At 38.2% G+C, this 17864-nt stretch carries 15 protein-coding genes; 14 read left to right on the top strand and 1 reads right to left on the bottom strand.

Features of this window, described 5'->3' with window-relative positions; translation table 11 throughout:
- The first annotated feature begins 68 nt into the window (after positions 1–68).
- The 4 genes from QF028_RS22255 to QF028_RS22240 all read left to right on the top strand — a co-directional run bounded on the left by QF028_RS22255 (position 69) and on the right by QF028_RS22240 (position 6253).
- Complete coding sequence (locus tag QF028_RS22255) at positions 69–1847, top strand: LytS/YhcK type 5TM receptor domain-containing protein (RefSeq protein ID WP_429468886.1); 1779 nt, start codon at positions 69–71, stop codon at positions 1845–1847.
- Positions 1822–2568, top strand: coding sequence for a LytR/AlgR family response regulator transcription factor (locus QF028_RS22250; protein ID WP_429472457.1), 747 nt, complete (start codon positions 1822–1824; stop codon positions 2566–2568). Before QF028_RS22255 ends, QF028_RS22250 begins: the two co-directional genes overlap by 26 nt.
- Positions 2569–2709: 141 nt before the next feature.
- Positions 2710–4503, top strand: a complete 1794-nt coding sequence (gene cstA / locus QF028_RS22245; RefSeq protein ID WP_429468884.1) for a carbon starvation protein CstA — start codon at positions 2710–2712, stop codon at positions 4501–4503.
- Positions 4504–4837: 334 nt separating this feature from the next.
- On the top strand, positions 4838–6253 hold the full coding sequence (locus QF028_RS22240) for an amino acid permease (RefSeq protein ID WP_429468882.1): 1416 nt from the start codon (positions 4838–4840) through the stop codon (positions 6251–6253).
- Positions 6254–6956: 703 nt separating this feature from the next.
- On the opposite strand, the gene QF028_RS22235 is transcribed toward QF028_RS22240, so the two are convergent.
- The gene (locus tag QF028_RS22235) at positions 6957–8069 is read right to left on the bottom strand and encodes an IS110 family transposase (protein ID WP_429468880.1); all 1113 of its coding nucleotides are present in this window, start codon (positions 8067–8069) and stop codon (positions 6957–6959) included.
- Positions 8070–8633: 564 nt separating this feature from the next.
- Here QF028_RS22235 and QF028_RS22230 point away from each other — a divergent pair.
- The 10 genes from QF028_RS22230 (at position 8634) to QF028_RS22185 (ending at position 17831) form a co-directional block, all read left to right on the top strand.
- A complete protein-coding gene (locus tag QF028_RS22230) occupies positions 8634–9881 on the top strand; it encodes an ATP-binding protein (RefSeq protein ID WP_215002900.1) in 1248 nt (415 codons plus the stop codon).
- Between the two features lie 197 nt (positions 9882–10078).
- Complete coding sequence (locus QF028_RS22225) at positions 10079–11242, top strand: HD-GYP domain-containing protein (RefSeq protein WP_429468877.1); 1164 nt, start codon at positions 10079–10081, stop codon at positions 11240–11242.
- 138 nt (positions 11243–11380) lie between these two features.
- Positions 11381–12562, top strand: coding sequence for a hypothetical protein (locus QF028_RS22220; protein ID WP_429468875.1), 1182 nt, complete (start codon positions 11381–11383; stop codon positions 12560–12562).
- Positions 12563–12722: 160 nt separating this feature from the next.
- Complete coding sequence (locus QF028_RS22215; protein WP_429468873.1) at positions 12723–13805, top strand: hypothetical protein; 1083 nt, start codon at positions 12723–12725, stop codon at positions 13803–13805.
- Positions 13792–15981, top strand: coding sequence for a molybdopterin oxidoreductase family protein (locus QF028_RS22210; protein WP_429468870.1), 2190 nt, complete (start codon positions 13792–13794; stop codon positions 15979–15981). Before QF028_RS22215 ends, QF028_RS22210 begins: the two co-directional genes overlap by 14 nt.
- Positions 15982–16542, top strand: a complete 561-nt coding sequence (locus tag QF028_RS22205; protein WP_007086371.1) for a 4Fe-4S dicluster domain-containing protein — start codon at positions 15982–15984, stop codon at positions 16540–16542.
- 11 nt (positions 16543–16553) lie between these two features.
- The gene (locus tag QF028_RS22200; RefSeq protein WP_429468867.1) at positions 16554–17078 is read left to right on the top strand and encodes a Rieske 2Fe-2S domain-containing protein; all 525 of its coding nucleotides are present in this window, start codon (positions 16554–16556) and stop codon (positions 17076–17078) included.
- Positions 17068–17259: a hypothetical protein gene (locus QF028_RS22195; protein WP_429468864.1), complete on the top strand. Its 192-nt coding sequence runs from the start codon at positions 17068–17070 to the stop codon at positions 17257–17259. The genes QF028_RS22200 and QF028_RS22195 overlap by 11 nt, the downstream gene beginning before the upstream one ends.
- Positions 17252–17563, top strand: a complete 312-nt coding sequence (locus QF028_RS22190; protein ID WP_429468861.1) for a hypothetical protein — start codon at positions 17252–17254, stop codon at positions 17561–17563. Before QF028_RS22195 ends, QF028_RS22190 begins: the two co-directional genes overlap by 8 nt.
- Positions 17550–17831: a hypothetical protein gene (locus QF028_RS22185; protein WP_410885300.1), complete on the top strand. Its 282-nt coding sequence runs from the start codon at positions 17550–17552 to the stop codon at positions 17829–17831. The genes QF028_RS22190 and QF028_RS22185 overlap by 14 nt, the downstream gene beginning before the upstream one ends.
- The last annotated feature ends 33 nt before the right edge of the window (positions 17832–17864 follow it).

Here is a 17864-nt window from a genome sequence, read left to right as displayed (position 1 = left end):
TTTTTCTGCGGTAGGCTTATTTTTTTGGTATAGTAGTAGGGAAAAGTAAAGACGAAAGGTGAGATACCATGCTCGAATTATTGCCTCTCATGCTTGAACGTGTCGGTATTCTTATCATTGTAGCGTTTCTTCTCTCGAGGATGAAATCATTCCGTCAAATCATTCATAACGAACACGGTATTACCGCAAAAATATTTATGATCGTTATTTTCGGAGCTTTTGGAGTTATTAGTAATTATACAGGAGTAAAGATTGGACATGGAACAATTACCTCCCAGGACTGGTTGACAAATATGAACAGTGAAAGTGCGATCGCTAATACTAGAATTATGGGTGTAACGATAGGTGGTTTACTTGGCGGACCCATTGTTGGAATTGGGGTCGGTTTAATTGCTGGTATACACCGATTGACCCTAGGTGGTTTTACAGCTGCTGCTTGTGCCCTGTCAACGATTATGGCTGGAGTTGTCACAGGAATCTTAAGTAAGCGCTTTAAGATTCAAGAGGGGAATTCGCCTTGGAAGGCTGTTGTCATGGGGATATTAATGGAATGTGCACAGATGGGGATTATTCTTTTACAAGCCAGACCATTTAATGAGGCTCTGCATCTTGTAGAGGTAATTGCTTTCCCGATGATTGCGATTAATGGGTTTGGGACACTTCTTTTTGTATTGATAATCCAGGAAATTCTGCAAGAACAGGAGCGGATGAGAGCACTTCAAACACATAAAGCCTTATACATCGCTAACCAGACTCTCCCTTTTTTTCGCCAAGGTTTAAATGTGGAATCTTGTACAAAAGCAGCGGAGATTATTCTCCATTGGACCAATGCGGATGCCATTTCGATTACAGATCAATCCCATGTTCTTGCCCATGTCGGTACAGGTTCAGACCATCATATTCCATCAGGAAACATGGCGACGGAATTAACGAAAAAGGTGCTGGAACAAGGGAAGATCACAATTGCAAAATCGGTTCATGAAATTCAATGTTTTAACCCAAACTGCCCTCTGAAAGCAGCCATTGTATTACCTTTACAGGTCCATGCAAAAACAGTGGGGACACTGAAGCTGTATTTCACTGATACTAGTAAACTAGACCGGGTTGAACAAGAGTTGGCAGAAGGTTTAAGCAACTTATTTTCGGTTCAATTAGAAATGGCGGAGCTGGAAATGCAAAGAAGATTATTAAAAGATGCGGAGATTAAGGCTTTGCAAGCCCAAGTCCATCCACATTTCTTATTCAATGCTATTAATACGATTTCAAGTCTTATTCGAACAGATGCCGATAAAGCTAGGAGTCTATTAATCAAACTAAGTACCTTCTTCCGAAGTAATCTACAGGGAGCAAGGCAAATGTTAATACCGCTTGAAAAAGAACTCGAACATATTGAGGCTTACCTAACCATTGAGCAAGCACGCTTTCCAAACCGTTATCATGTTGAATTGGATATTTCACCACCGCTAGAAAGGGTACTAGTTCCGCCTTTTACATTGCAGCCGCTTGTTGAAAATGCAATTCGTTATGCTTTTCCAAAGGCGAAACATGGAACCGTAAAAGTCTGTGCCTTCCAGGAAGGGGAGAAAATGGTCCTTTTAACTGAAGATGATGGAAAGGGTATCTCAGCAGAGCTGCTTGGAACACTGGGAAACCAAACAGTGGATTCATCTGGAGGGACAGGAACGGCGCTCTGGAATATCAAAAAAAGGATTGAAGAAATTTATGGTCAAAATGCTTCTTTTCAAATTGAAAGTAGCCTTAATAAAGGAACGAAAGTATCGATTACACTACCGTTAACACAACAAAAGTGGGGTGAGGATGTTGTTAAAGGCTTTTATTGTGGATGATGAGCCGTTAGCTAGAGATGAGCTGACCTATCTTCTTAAACGAAGCAAACAGATTGAAATAGTGGGGGAATCTGATAGTGTAGAAAGCTCATTTGAAAAAATAAGCAATCTAGAACTTGATGTTATTTTTTTAGATATCCAGCTCGCTGATGAAAGTGGAATCGAAATTGCAGCTCTTGTTAATAAACTTGATCACCCTCCATTCATTGTATTTGCGACAGCGTTTGATGAATATGCCCTTAAGGCTTTTGAATTAAATGCCGTTGATTACATCTTAAAACCTTTTGATGAAAAAAGAGTCTTACAAACAATTGAGAAGCTTTATAAACTTATCGAATATAAAAAACAAGCTATTCCTTTTTCAATTCAGAAAAATAATTTTGTTTACGAGAGGTCTGAAAAGCTTGCGATAACAATTGATGAAAAAATTGTAATCGTAAACATAAGTGACATACTCTATATCGGTACAAATGAAGGGAAAACAGTCATTGCGACAGGGAACTCAAAGTACTCTGTCAGTGATACGCTAATCACTTTCGAAAGGAAGCTGCAACATTCGTCGATCATTCGTGTCCACCGCGCTTATTTAGTTAATGTCGATGCCATTGTTGAGATAGAGCCTTGGTTTAATTCTACCTACAACTTAATTATGAAGGATGGAGAAAAGGTTCCAGTAAGCAGAACCTATACAAAAGAGCTAAAACAGCTTCTTGGTTTTTAAGAAGCTGTTTTTTGCATTTCATGCTATTATTCTTGTTTTTCATCGTCTAATCCTTGCATTTTAGCTTGAAAACCCAATGTTGGCGTTTTCTTTCGCTAAGATAGAGACAAGTGAAGTATGAATATAGGAGGTTAGAATAATATGAATGCGGTTTCAATTGTAATTGGTTCGATCTGTATTTTAATGATTGCTTATCGTTTATACGGAACATTCATGGCAGCAAAGGTTTTAAAATTAGATGATTCAAAGCAGACACCGGCGCATGAATTAAACGATGGTAAGGACTATGTCCCAACCAATAAATGGGTAACATTTGGTCATCACTTTGCAGCAATCGCTGCGGCAGGCCCTCTTGTAGGTCCAATCCTTGCAGCACAATTTGGTTACTTGCCTGGTCTACTCTGGCTGTTAATCGGGGCTGTTATTGGTGGGGCAGTTCATGATGCGGTGGTTCTTTTTGCATCGATGCGAAAAAAAGGAAAGTCCTTATCAGAAGTAGCGAAGGATGAACTTGGACCTGTTGCAGGTTTTTGTACGGGTCTTGCCATGTTGTTCATTATTACCATCACAATGGCAGGTCTTTCAATGGTTGTTCTTCATGCACTTGAACACAATCCATGGGGAACCTTCTCAGTGGGAATCACGATTCCAATTGCGATGTTTGTTGGGATCGCTTATAAAAAAACCGGCAACTTGAAATTAACATCTACTATAGGTTTTATTCTCGTTATGGTCGGAGTGTTTGTTGGTCCGTCCATTCAAAATACGGTATTAGGTGATTGGCTGACATTAGATACAAAAACATTAGCTATTATACTACCAATTTACGCTTTCTTTGCAGCAGCGTTGCCAGTATGGCTTTTGCTTGCACCACGTGATTACTTAAGCAGCTTTATGAAAATTGGCGTATTTATTGCACTTATCATCGGAGTATTCATTATCAATCCCGCAATTGAGATGCCTGCTTTCACAAAATTCACATCTGGTGGTGGACCGGTATTAGGTGGTCCTGTATGGCCATTTATCTCAATTACGATTGCCTGTGGAGCGATCTCCGGTTTCCATGCTTTCGTAGGTTCAGGTACGACTCCTAAAATGCTTGATCGTTGGTCTGATATTAAAGTGGTTGGTTTTGGCGCCATGCTTGTAGAATGTGTGGTTGGAATCATGGCATTGATTGCGGCAACAGCCCTTCAGCCTGCAGACTATTTTGCGATTAACTCCACACCTGAAGTCTTTAAAACACTTGGCATGCAAGTGCAGGAGCTGCCGAAACTTGCCAAAGAAATTGGCATTAATCTTGAAGGTAGAACCGGTGGTGCGGTGACATTAGCAGTAGGTATGACCTATGTCTTCACAGCCATTCCATGGTTTACGAAATTATCATCTTACTTCTTCCAGTTTGTTATTATGTTCGAAGCTGTATTTATTTTAACAGCCATTGATTCTGGAACACGCGTTGCTCGCTATTTAATCCAAGACTTTTTCGGTGAATTCTATAAGCCATTGAAGAAAACAGATTGGCTTCCTGGTTCTATTTTTGCTAGTGCATTAGCATGTTTTATGTGGGGTTACCTACTCTTCTCGGGTGATATTGGCTCCGTCTGGGCGCTGTTTGGTGTTTCCAATCAACTAATGGCTTCCATCGGTCTAATTATCGGTGCAACAGTAATACTAAGCATTGCTGATAAACGTCGATATATGCTTACATGCTTGGTACCGCTCGCTTATCTCTTTGTAACTGTAAACTATGCGGGCTACTGGATGGTGAAAAATGTTTATCTAAATTCCGAAGCAGCAGGCTATAGTGTTTTAAATGGGGTTTTATCCATCATTATGCTAGCGCTTGGTATGATTATTATGGTGACTGCTATTAGAAAATGGATCACTATGTGGAATTCACCACGGATTAAGCTTGAAAGAAATGTAGCTTAAAAAAACGAAACAGATTACCTCGGAAGTCAATTTCTTCGAGGAATCTGTTTTTTTTTTTTTTTTTTGTTATATAGGAAATGATTATTCGTTAGAGTGGAAATTATAATAATTATATCGTAATAGTAGAAACCTTTGAATAAAAGGTTTCTACAAGTTAATTGAATATTAAGGCGGGGCGTTTCCATCGCTTTAATTTCCATGGAATAATATTCAAATAGTTTTATTTTTCGAAAAATATTGCTTTTTCGATAAAGTAATTATATTATTTCGATATATATTTTTAGTGAACTGTTTTTTCAGAACATTCCGTCATCATTTTCGTGGAGGTAAACCAATGAATTTATTTAGAAAAAGATCAATAAAGGATCTTATACAAGAAGCTGGACAAAAAGATGTAATTTTAAAGAAAGATTTAGGTGCCTTTGATTTATCCATGCTTGGAATTGGAGCTATTATAGGTACCGGAATATTTGTATTAACTGGTGTTGCAGCAGCAGAACATGCAGGACCTGCACTTATTTTATCTTTTGTTTTATCTGGATTTGCGTGCGTATTTGCTGCCCTATGTTATGCGGAATTTGCATCCACTGTACCGGTTTCAGGGAGTGCATATACGTATAGCTACGCTACCTTTGGTGAAATAATTGCCTGGATATTGGGCTGGGATTTAATCCTCGAATACGGGTTTGCATCATCTGCTGTTGCTAGTGGTTGGTCCGGGTATTTACAAGGGCTTCTCGCTGGCTTTGGTATACATTTTCCTAAAGCAATCACAAGTGCATATGATCCAGCAAACGGCACATTTATCGATGTTCCGGCAATTCTTATCATAGTAATCATCACGTTACTATTAACACAGGGTGTTAAGAAATCTGCTCGCTTTAACACGATTATGGTAATTATAAAGTTAGTCGTTGTTTTGTTATTTATCGGTGTGGGCGCTTGGTATGTAAAGCCTTCAAACTGGACGCCATTTATGCCGTTTGGATTTTCAGGTGTGACAGCTGGTGCTGCAACGGTATTCTTTGCTTATATTGGCTTTGATGCCGTATCAACTGCAGCTGAAGAAGTGAGAAATCCGCAAAAGAATATGCCAATTGGTATTATCGTATCTTTACTAGTATGTACGGTGTTATATATTACTGTCTCTGCCATTCTAACAGGAATCGTTCCTTACCAAGAGTTAGGCGTGAAAAACCCAGTTGCATTTGCTCTTAACTATATCCATCAGGATTGGGTGGCTGGTTTTATCTCGCTTGGTGCAATTGCAGGTATCACAACGGTATTATTGGTTCTTCTTTATGGACAATCTCGTTTATTTTATGCGATTAGCCGTGATGGCCTATTGCCAAAGGTATTTTCAAAAGTTGATAAGAACAAGCAAACACCAATGGTGAATTCATGGATTATTTGTTTACTTGTATCAATTTTTGCAGGTTTAGTTCCATTAAACAAACTTGCAGAACTAACAAATATCGGAACTCTCTTTGCCTTTATGACGGTTTCAGTGGGGATTTTATATCTTCGAAAAAATAAACAAGCACCTAAAACAGGCTTCCGGGTTCCATTTGTACCTTATATTCCAATTCTTGCTTTTGTGTTCTGCGGGTATTTAATTATTCAGTTACCAAAAACAACTTGGATTAGCTTCGGAGTTTGGCTTGTGATTGGACTATTCGTTTATTTTGGGTATGGACGTAAACATTCAACCTTGAATAAAGCAGTGGATTTGTTGAAAAAAGTTAACTAATTGGATTAAACAAAGAAGGGGCTTGCTATAGTAAGTTCAGATTGTCGAGAAAGGGTATTTTTCTCGGCAATTTTTTATTTTGCCAAATACCCATTTTTATTAAATTATTTGTCCTTGCAACCGGGCCTGTTGATTTCCGCTCCAGGTGCTTCGCTTTCCGCGGGCGTGCCGGGGAGCCTCCTGATATGAACGAAACTGTCAAGGCCCCCACTCTAAATTAGTATTTGTATTATTTTTGGGCAATTTTAAGAAGAGAAGCTAATTTTGGCTTCTTTTCATTGTTGTCTTATTAGCCTTCTGGCTAGATTATCTCCTTCTTTAGCTTACCAACCTATTCTCATCTCTTAGAATGGCTGTCAAGTGCTCTCCTTGACTGCCATTCTAAGAGATGAGACACTATTTTAAGCTAAAGAAGAAATGATCACATGTCCGCTCCTTATTTATTTGAATAGATGTTAAGAACACGGCACGAAAGCAAAAATCTCTACTGCGGTTAGCATTCTGATATTCGTGGGTTTTCACATTTTATCTTTCCGTTTAAAGGACTTTTCCACTAACTCGGCGCGTGCGTTAACCCTTATAAGGTATAGCACAGAGGAGGCACGTGGATTTTCCTTTCCGGTATTACTCTTTGCCTTCGAGCCCTATTCTCATCTTCTATTTTTAAATCAATATAAAAGCATTTTATTTTCAATATTTACAATCAAATTTTGGAAGTATCATTTATCTCTTGCGTAATAGCCCAAATAAAACCTGCCAACTCTCTTGCTACTGCAGTGATTGCTTTACCACCTGTTTTTCCTCTGGATAGTAGTTGAAAATATCTTTTATGAAGCCTATTTTGAGCTTTCCAGGATATACCTTGAACTATTGGAGATAAGCCGTCTTGCCGTCTCTTTAATTCACCTTTAACTGAAGGTTGATATCGATAACTCCAAGCAGACTCAATTAATAGACGGCGAACATGGCGATTTCCAGTTTTAGTAATTTCTCCTTGTCTCCTTTTCTCACCACTAGAGGATTCGCTCGGTACTAAACCAACATAAGCCATAAATTGTTTCGGGGTTGGAAAACGTTTAAAAGAACCAATTTCTGCGACAAGACTAGTCGCAGTTATAAGCGCAACACCTCTTAATGCTTGTAAGGCTTGAATCATTGGAGCATGAACACCTTCGGCTGCTTGTAATTTTATTTCCTCTTCGAGTCTTAGAATTCGTTGTTCTAACTCTTTTAATTGATGATAATATTCCTGAAAAACCACTCGTAAAGATGAGTTTTCAAATTTTAATACATTTAGCCATTCACGATACTTTTTAGTCCATTTATTAACTCCAGCTGGTGGGTGAAGATTATTACGTAATAAAAATTTAGATAAACGATGCTTAGCTCTTAGTTCATCTTCTTTTGCGTCTTCACGTGCTCTTACTAAATCACGGAGAGCTTCATCTTCCGTATCAGGAACATAAATAGGTGTTAATTCACCTGCTCGATATAACTGAGCAAGTCGGATAGAATCCCTACGATATGTCTTGATACGCTCACCTGGTCTTTTAGGTATTAAGGATGGAGCTATCACATCGCAATGAACTCCCAAAGTAAGTAATAGTCTAAATAGTGGGTACCCAGTTGGACCTGCTTCATAACACACTCGAAGAGTGTTAGGTTCTCCAAGTTTTTTTATTAATTTCCTAATTGCTTCAGGTGTATGAGGAATCATTCCAAAGTATCTAGGCTCTCCGCGGCCCTCTTCAGCAATAGCTACAGCAATTTTTTCCTTTGATACGTCTAAACCTACAAATTTTATGGCATCCTGCATAATGACTAGCTCCTTTCGTAATGTAGCTCTAATTTGGTTTTTTGTTTTTCAACATTAAACATTCTTACCAAATTAACCTACGAATTTACGAGTAAGGAGCTAGTTTCGTTCATGATAACTCGGCGCTAAGCGCCTGTGGGGTCTCCCCAGTCCCGTACTCCCGCAGGAGTCTCGCACCTTCCGCTCCAATCAATAGGGTGGCGAATCAATCTAAAGAATTGCAACACACTTTTTCCAGTCTGGCTAAGTGTGTTGCAATCTTTTTTATATTTTGGCAGGCTGCCGTAAGGAGAGCCTGTTCACTTGCATTCTTCAATCCCCGTAACCGGCAGTCCTCCCTTTCCTTAAACGGCTTTTTTTCCAAATTTAATTCTATCGTCTTCTATAACTTTATTTAATTCCTCAAAATATAGTAAGTTCCTTTTTTTATTTGATTTATCGAAAAATGTCGAAATTTATCGCTTTTACAAAAATAATGTAATTTAAACATAAGAAAGATGATAAAATAGGAGCAGGTTTTTTATCTAATTTAATACAAGATGATCAGATTGAGGAGAAACTAGCATGAAAGAAGGCATTAACAATCCGAAGCTTTTATTTGAAGAGAGAAAGGCAATAACACTGTTTTTATGGTTATTTTACTTTATGTTTTATTCGTTTGATATTTTCTATAATTATATTAGACCTCACTTAAATGACCAGAAAAGTCAATTTAATACAGAGAGAGTTGGTCTGGGAATTTGGTTATATATATTAATCCTTGCTTTGTTGCCTATTGCTATTTACTTTATTAAAAAGGGAAATCCTTACATTGTTAAATATATCTACATCATTAGCTATATCGGTATTGATATTTTGGACACCCTTTTAGAAATTTTAGGAACAACAGCTTCTTATGCTGCAGGAAATATCGTGGAAGTATTATTTGTTCTATTTAGTCCTATTTTTGTAAATAAAAAATACTTCTGGGTTGTTTCGTTGGGGATGATAGGGAAGGAATTATTGTTAGGAATAATTTTACAAGATTTAAACGTATTAATTCCAACAGTTATCTATGTCATCTTATCAGTGATAGCCTATATTTTAGTGATACGCTTTAATTCCTATATTCAAACCTTGACAACCGTTTACGAAGAACTACGACAAAAAGAAAAGCTGGCTGTTATTGGTCAAATGGCTGCGGCAATCGGCCATGAAATACGTAATCCCCTTTCATCATTAAAGGGCTTTACACAACTGCAGCAGGAACGGTACCCAAACACAAACGATTATTATCCAATTATGATTCAGGAAATCGACCGGATTAATTCCATTGTAAATGATCTGATGTCCATTGGAAAACCAAGAGTAATCAAATTTGAAAAGGCAAGTATTGAAGAAATAATTGCTTATACATTATCCATTACGCAACAACAAGCCGAAAGACAAGGAGTAATTGTTGAAACAATAATAGCTGGCCCCTTACCACCTCTGGATTGTGATGATAAACAATTAAAACAAGTATTTATTAATTTGATAAAAAATGCAATCGAAGCAATGCCTGAGGGCGGCAGGATAGAAATACATGTTAAAGTATTAGAAAAACACAAACTGTCCGTTTCAATTCAAGATGAGGGGTGTGGAATTGCTGATGAGAATATCCTAAATCTTGGAGAACCATTTTTTACTACGAAAACGGATGGAACAGGCTTAGGCTTAATGGTTACAGATCAAATAATTAAGGATCACAGGGGTGCGATGAAAATAAAAAGTATTATTGATAAAGGAACACGAGTAATTGTAACTTTACCGATACTACAAATAGACAAATAGTTCTACAATTATACAAAATTCATCAAAATAAAGTGTTTCAAGGGTATTATCAATGATATATAATGTAGAGGAATACTGAACATTAATAGATTTTGTAATTTTCTTTTATAGATTTGAAAAAAGTAAAAGTATTTTATATTAGCATTTCTATGAGGATTTTATGGAAAGTACAATGGGATAGATACATGGAGGAGTTTATGTTACCTAATGAAGAAATAAGAACTGTTAAATGGTTTCTTTTATTTTTTTATATAATTCTTGTAGGTTATGATTTTTTCTATTACTATCTTTTCCCAGCCTTCATAGAACATGAAGCAGTGGGCCCGCCTAGTAAATTTTTTTATTTAACCTATATCCTTTTAATAATATTAATTCCAATAGCATATTATTTAAATAAGCGGAATAAGCAAGCCTCAATAAAATACGTATTTTTTATTAGCTATCTATTGGTTACTTTTATTGTGGATATCTTATCCTTCTATGGAAGGGGAGCGTCTTACAAAAGTGGGAATTTAATAGAAGTGTTTTTACTTTTATCACTACCGCTTTTCCTTAGTAGAAGATATTTTTGGCTAGTAAGCTTAGGTGTTACGGCAAGATATTTACTTGTTGGTATTATATTAAAAACTTCTTATGTAATAATCCCAATTATTTTAATAGCTGTACTGTCTATCATGGCATTTTTTTTATTAGTTCGTTTTCAGGGATACGTAAAAGCGATAAGTACTTCATACGACAAACAATTAGAAGGAATTGTAAAAGGTGTTATTGCTACTCTGGAGTTAAAGGATCCATATACTAAGGGACATAGTGAAAGAGTAGCCAGTTATGCTTTGTTGTTAGCAAAGGAAATAGGTAAGCTTTCCAAAGATGAGCAAAAATCTTTTTATTATGCATGTTTATTACATGATATAGGAAAAGTTCATATCCCTGACCGTATTCTAATGAAACCAGGGAAGTTGACAAACGATGAATTTGAGATAATAAAATCACATCCAGTTGTTGGTGCTGAAGCAGTTGATAATGTCGAGGGGATTAAAGGTAGTCTTTCTGTCATTCGTTCGCATCATGAACGTTGGGATGGTAAAGGGTATCCTGATCAATTAAAAGGAGAAGAAATCCCCTTCCTTGCTAGAGTGGCTGCAGTTGCAGATGCTTTTGATGCAATGACATCTTCTCGATCTTATCGAGCAGCAATGCCAGTTGAAGTTGCCTATCAACGCATCATTGACGGAAAAGGTTCCCAATTTGATCCTATGTTAGTGGAAGAATTTAAAAAGGTATATCCAGCATGGATTAAATTTCATGAAAAATATCCGTGGTTAAAAGAATGGGAATTTCCTAAGGAGGTGGATTTATGAAAATCCGTAAGCTGAAAAAGGTAAAAACAACTTGCTGGTGGTGTCAATTTGTTCCTGGTTGGAAAGGTTAAAAAAAGGATGCTAGCGAAAAGCTAGCATCCTTTCTTAATGATAAAATATGAGATAAAGGGTGTTAATATGAACCTAACACTTCATTCACGTCTTTTGTTGGTCCCAGTCAATATTCGCAAGGATAGAAAACATTATATCGTTGAAGATATTGCATTAGGCGAGTTTTATGAGATGCCGAGGGTTTGTATTGATGCAATCCATTTAATCAACAATGGTGGGTCGATAGAGGAAATTGAACGGGTGCTTAAAGATAAATATCCTAATGATGAAGTAGATATGCTCGATTTTGCCGAACAATTACTAATTATGGGCTTGATAGGTGAAGTTGATGGTGTAAAAGTTGAATTGAAGGAAAAGAAAAAGAAAGACTTAGGCCTTTTATGGATTTCACCAAAGATCGGGGAGTTTTTCTTTAATAAGGCTGCATACCTTGTTTATTTCACTTTATTGCTAGTTAATGTGTTTATCCTTCTATCCCATCCAAGTTTATTTCCGCATTATAAGGATTTGTTTGTTTTTGATTTAATGATTTTGAACATCCCGACTTGGATGGGAATTACGATTATCCTTGTCTTTATTCATGAGTTTGGCCACATATTAGCGATGAGGGCTCAAAATCTTCCGACTAAGCTGGAGGTCGGGCATCGATTAATCCTTGTTGTCCTTGAGACTGATATGTCATCGGTTTGGAAACTTCCTTCTAATAAGCGGAATGTTTTATTTCTGGCGGGTCTTTGCTTTGATACACTTATTCTTTCATGCACATTAATTAGCCATCTAATTTTTACAAATGGGTCAGAAATTTTCCTGGGTGTTATGAATGTAGTGGTCTTGGATACATTTATTCGAATGGTTTACCAAGGCTTCATTTATATGAAAACCGATTTATATTACGTAATTGAAAATGTATCGGGCTGCTATAACTTAATGGAAAATGCTCAGAAAGCGATAAGGAAGAAGCTTTCATTTCTCAACTCACCATCAATACAAGAGGTTGTTTTTGAGGGAGAAAAAAAGATCGTTTTTTTATATTCAATCTTTTATTTTGTCGGAGTCATTCTGACAGTTAGCATATATACATTTTTTTATGTCCCCCAATTATTATTTGCATGGAAAAGAATTCTTCCTGGTTTTTCTCAAGGAACGTCCTCGCTTCCATTCTGGGATGCAATACTTTTTACCTTGCAAATACTAATTGGTTTATTGCTTCTTCTATATTCCTGGCGAAAAAAGTACACTCAAAGATAGATCTTAATACTAGATGTGACAAACATTTGTCTAAAATAATATTTCTAAGGGTTTTTTCCTTCCATGATAGGGGAACTCCCTGATATTTATAACACCACCGTTTTTCTTACAATAAGAGTAAGAAAAACGGTGGTGTTATTTTTTTAGGAGGGACTAGAGGATGCAATCAAATATTGCTACAAATAAAAAAACAGGAAGCTCGGTCAATGATGCCTTTGCTTCACATTTTGCTAAATCAATGTTTTTAACTATTGCCGGACTGGCCATTTTAACGTTTATTGGCACAAGAATGTTCACGCACGTTGACTTGAATCTTTATGGATATATGGTCGGAACAATCGTCTTTATCGGCGGATTTTTCTACCGCTTTATTGCTTGGGGCGAGAGACCACCGACCAAGATTCTTATTAAAAAAGGCTTAAAGCTTTTATTTCGAAAAAGTACTCCGAAAACGGCTGTTAATCATTTAGCTATTTACGATTTTATCCGAAATCGCGGGATTTACCGATGGGTACAGCATATTTTAATCGGTTGGGGCTGTGTCCTTGCGTGCTTGGTGACCTTTCCGCTCGTATTCAGCTGGATGTATTTTACGATGGAAGACAATGGCTACTATACGATCGTGTTATTTGGAATGAACGTCATGCAGGTTAAGGCCGAAGGAATTATTGCATGGTTTTCCTATAATGCACTGAATATTGCAGCTATCATGGTGACCGCGGGTGTGTGCATGGCGCTTTACCGTCGCTTAGGTAACATGCAGGCGAGAGCAGAACAAAAAATCATGTATGATTTTTTACCACTTTATCTATTGTTATTTATCTCTGTAACCGGGCTTTTACTAACCTTTCAAAACATTGTCATGCATGGCTGGATGCAGCCGCAAATGTCACTGATTCACCAATTTTCCGTAATCGTCACGTTAATTTATCTACCGTTTGGAAAGTTAGCACATATTCCATTCCGTCCAATGAGTGTATTCGCAAGAAATTACCGTGAACATTATGCTGAGCAGCAAATGAAGAAATGTAAGGTGTGCGGTGATCATTTTGTATCAGTGGAACAATCTAGTGATGTGATTCAAGTATTAGGCGCTAACGAGATCGACTTCAATATGCAAGATGGCTTTAATCTAGCTGAACTATGCCTGCCATGTCGCAGAAAATATAGAATTTCAAGATTCTCAGGCTTCGCAACTCATCAAGTAAAGGTCAAGGAGGCAAACCAGAATGCAAAAGGATAATTTTAGGAACCCAAGAGATAAATTTTTCAAAGAAGTCGAAAATGTTCGTCATCCGAATGAAACGCTTGTAAAAACACATTGCAGTTATTGCGGGATGCAATGCGGGATGAATTTACGGGTAAATACAAAAACAAATAAAATAATTGGGGTGGAGCCTCGATATGACTGGCCAGTAACGGTCGGAAAAATGTGTCCCAAAGGGGTTACTGCTTACCAGCAAACCAACCATGATGATCGTATTTTAAAACCACTAATTCGTGATGATGCCTCACTAAAGGGAACAAAAGATGGCTTTCGTGAGGCAACCTGGGATGAGGCCTATGATTTAATCGTGAAAAATTTTCAAGAGCTTCAAAAAAATTATGGTAAGGATTCGCTTAGTGTCTATAGCGGTGTATCGATGACAAACGAAAAATGTTATTTATCAGGAAAGTTTGCCCGTGTCGGCTTACAGACTCGTTACATTGATTACAACGGCCGATTCTGTATGGCAAGTGCCGCAGGTGGCTTTCTGAGATCCTTTGGAGTCGACCGAGGATCAACCCTGCCTTGGACAGATCTTCATGAAACGGATTGCTTGTTTATTGCAGGAAGCAATACAGCAGAATGTCACCCAACTTCCATGTTCCGAGTGTGGGCAGTCCAGGAGAGAGGAGGCTACTTAATTGTAGCAGACCCGCGTGAGACACCCATTGCCAGGAGAGCAGATGTTCACTTAGATTTAAGACCTGGAACAGACTTAGCCCTTGCCAATGGAATTCTAAACTTACTTATTCAAAATGGCTATGCGGATGAAGAATTCGTAAATAACCATACAAATGGCTTTGAAGAAACAAAAGAATTGGTAAAAGAATTTACACCAGAATATACGAGTGAGCTTACTGGGGTTGCACCGGAAAAAATCATTCGTGCAGCAGAAATCTACGGTAAAGCACCAAATGCCATTGTCATGTTTGCCCGAGGAATTGAGCAACAGCATAAAGGTGTTGATAACGTATCAGCATACACAAACATGGCCTTAGTCACAGGGAAAATTGGCCGCCCTAAAGCAGGAGTTGCTACATTTACTGGTCAAGGGAACGGTCAAGGCGGTCGTGAACACGGTCAGAAATCAGATTTACTTCCAGGCTATCGTAAGCTTACGAACCCAAAACATGTTGAGGAAGTTTGTAAAGTGTGGGGGATTACTCCTGAAGAAATGCCGGAACCAGGTGTTTCTGCTTATGAAATGTTCGAATTAATGGAGCAAAAAACAATTAGAGGTTTGTACCTGCTTTGCTCCAATCCAGCCGTATCGGCTCCAAATCTAAATTATGTACGTGAACAAATGAAAAATCTGGACTTTATGGTGTGTGCAGACTTTTACTTATCGGAATCAGCTGAGTTTGCGGATGTCATTCTTCCAACCACAACTTGGTCTGAAGACGAAGGAACAGTAACCAACCTTGAAGGACGTTGTATTAAAATTAACAAGGCACAAGAACCGCTGGGAGAATCGAAACCAGATTGGCAAATCCAAGTGGAATTATGTGAGCGTCTAGGCAGAGGAAAATACTTCTCACATTTAAAAACAGCAAGCGATGTTGGGGATGAATTCCGTTTAGCTTCTAAAGGCGGCTATGCCGACTACTATGGTATCACATGGGATAAAATCGAAAAGCAAGATGGTGTCTTTTGGCCATGTAAAGATGAAAATGATCCAGGAACACCCCACATGTTCTTAGATAAAAAGTTCTATCATCCAGATGGAAAGGCAAAAATCTGTGCCCTGCCCTATCGTCCACCGGCTGAAGAGCCTGATGAAGTATATCCATTACGCTTAACCACAGGACGTGTCGTCTACCATTATCTATCTGGAAACCAAACCCGCCGGATCCAATTTTTGCGCGATATGTGCCCAGAGCCGTATGTAGAAGTACATCCAGAAACAGCTGCTAAATATAACATTGAACACGAAGAATTTGTTCGCCTCTTTACTCGTAGAGGTGAAGCGGAATATAAAGTAAAAATCACTGAAGCCATTCGAAAAGATACCGTATTTGTTCCCTACCATTTTGGTCACGATAAATCTATTAATCTATTAACGATTGCAGCGCTTGATCCTATGTCACGGATGCCGGAATTCAAAGCGTGTGCCGCTCAGATTGAAAAACTAGAAATGAAGAAGGTGCAGTAAATGAAAAAGAGGCTATATCTCGAACTTGAAAACTGTATAGGGTGCCGCTCGTGTTTGGCGGCTTGTACGCAGTGCGGAGGGCATGAGGAACGTAACCGTAACTATGTTTACGATGTAAATCCGCTTGTTAACCGTCAAACGATGCCTCTGATGTGCCTTCACTGTGTGAATCCAGCTTGTGCAAGAAGCTGTCCAGCACAGGCGATCCAAATCCATGAAACAGGAGCCGTTCTTTCGGCTCTAGTGGAAAAGTGCATTGGCTGCCAAAACTGTACAATTGCTTGCCCGTATGGAATACCGAAGTTTGATACAGAGCAAAATTTAATGTACAAGTGCGATCTTTGTATCGACCGTACAAAGGATGGCATCCCGCCAATGTGTGCAAGTGTTTGCCCGTCTAATACATTACAATGGCTGACAGATGAAGAAATTGAAGCGAAGCAAAAGCAATTTAACTTAGATAATGGTAAATGGGTAACAAGTATGCCTTATTTAGAAGGCGAAACAAATGTAAAAGTGAATCTTCCTGGTATTCTGCAGGGCGTCACTAAATTGTTTTAGGAGGGATTCGCATGACAGATAAAAATAATAAAATCCCGTTCAAAGAAGATAATTATACACATAATATAAACCGCAATAATGAAAGAAAGCTCGATCGACGCGGATTTATGAAAACACTAGTTGGTGCGGCAGGTGTTTTCGCTGTTTCTTCACTCCCTTGGGGAGCCTTGGCTGCAAAAGAATTAACAGGATTGGGCGATAAAAAATATCCAAAGCAAAAAATTACCGATGTTAAATCTCTGCCTATCGGAGATGCAGTAGACTTTGCTTTTCCTAGTGAACATGATAGTGCTATTTTAATTAGACTCTCCGAAAATAAATATGTAGCCTACCAAAATGCATGCACCCACTTAAGATGCCCTGTGTTTTGGAAAAAGGATGAGGGAGAAATGCTTTGCCCTTGCCATCACGGGAAATTTGATGTCGAAACAGGCGCGCCGATTGCTGGTCCACCGAGACGTCCACTTCCTGAAATTTATGTAAAAGTAGAAAACGGAGTGGTTTATGCTGTGGGGGTGAAGCGTTATGAAGCGTAGCTATTTGCCAGTTGCCCTACTACTTGCGGTGTTGATGTTAAACATTATCTTTACACAATATATGGTTCATCAATACTTCTATGAAAACTATACTAATACAATAATTGCCGCAATCATTAACGTTATTTTATTTCCAGTCGCATTCCTTATTTATAAAAAAGGTGTGAATATCAATGACTAGTGAAACCTATATTGATTTTTGTTTTGTCCGGCCAGAAGCAGGCGGCTTTAGCCATGAAATTGATGAGTTATTGAAGAACACTTTTTCGAAAAAACGCCTAAATTGGTTTCTTGAAGAAAAAACACTCGATGGGGCAGAGATGGTTATTGCTGAAATAAAAGGAATGAGTGACTGGGGTTCTGAAGAAGAAACGATTCAATTCATCGAGGAAAATGCCGATGAGAAGTTTTGGGAGTATTTGCAGGGCTTTAAGGTGTTCATCTATCCTGTGAAGAGAGGATGTAACAGCTGTGGAACTCATTAAATTAGATGATTTGAACATATTTGTGGGTGTGCCGGTAGCAATTGCGATTCAAGATGCGGATGGTGGAGATCAGGCGCCAGCTGTGAAGAAAACCATAAAAAAGGTGCAGTTCTGTCCTGATGGAACCCATATCCGCTTTTATTTTGATGATTTTTATTTTCTTGCGGTACCGATTTCTTGTCGAGTAAGTCAGATGGATGGACAATGGTCGGCTTTTGATTCGGAGAGCGGCTTAACGTATACTGTAAAAAAGGTACAGGTCTTTTAAAAAAGAACCTGCCTTTTTTTTATAACCGGAGGT

It is taken from the genome of Neobacillus sp. B4I6 (genome assembly GCF_050434045.1).
GTDB lineage: Bacteria > Bacillota > Bacilli > Bacillales > Cytobacillaceae > Neobacillus.
This window is presented reverse-complemented; position numbering and strand designations above follow the sequence as displayed.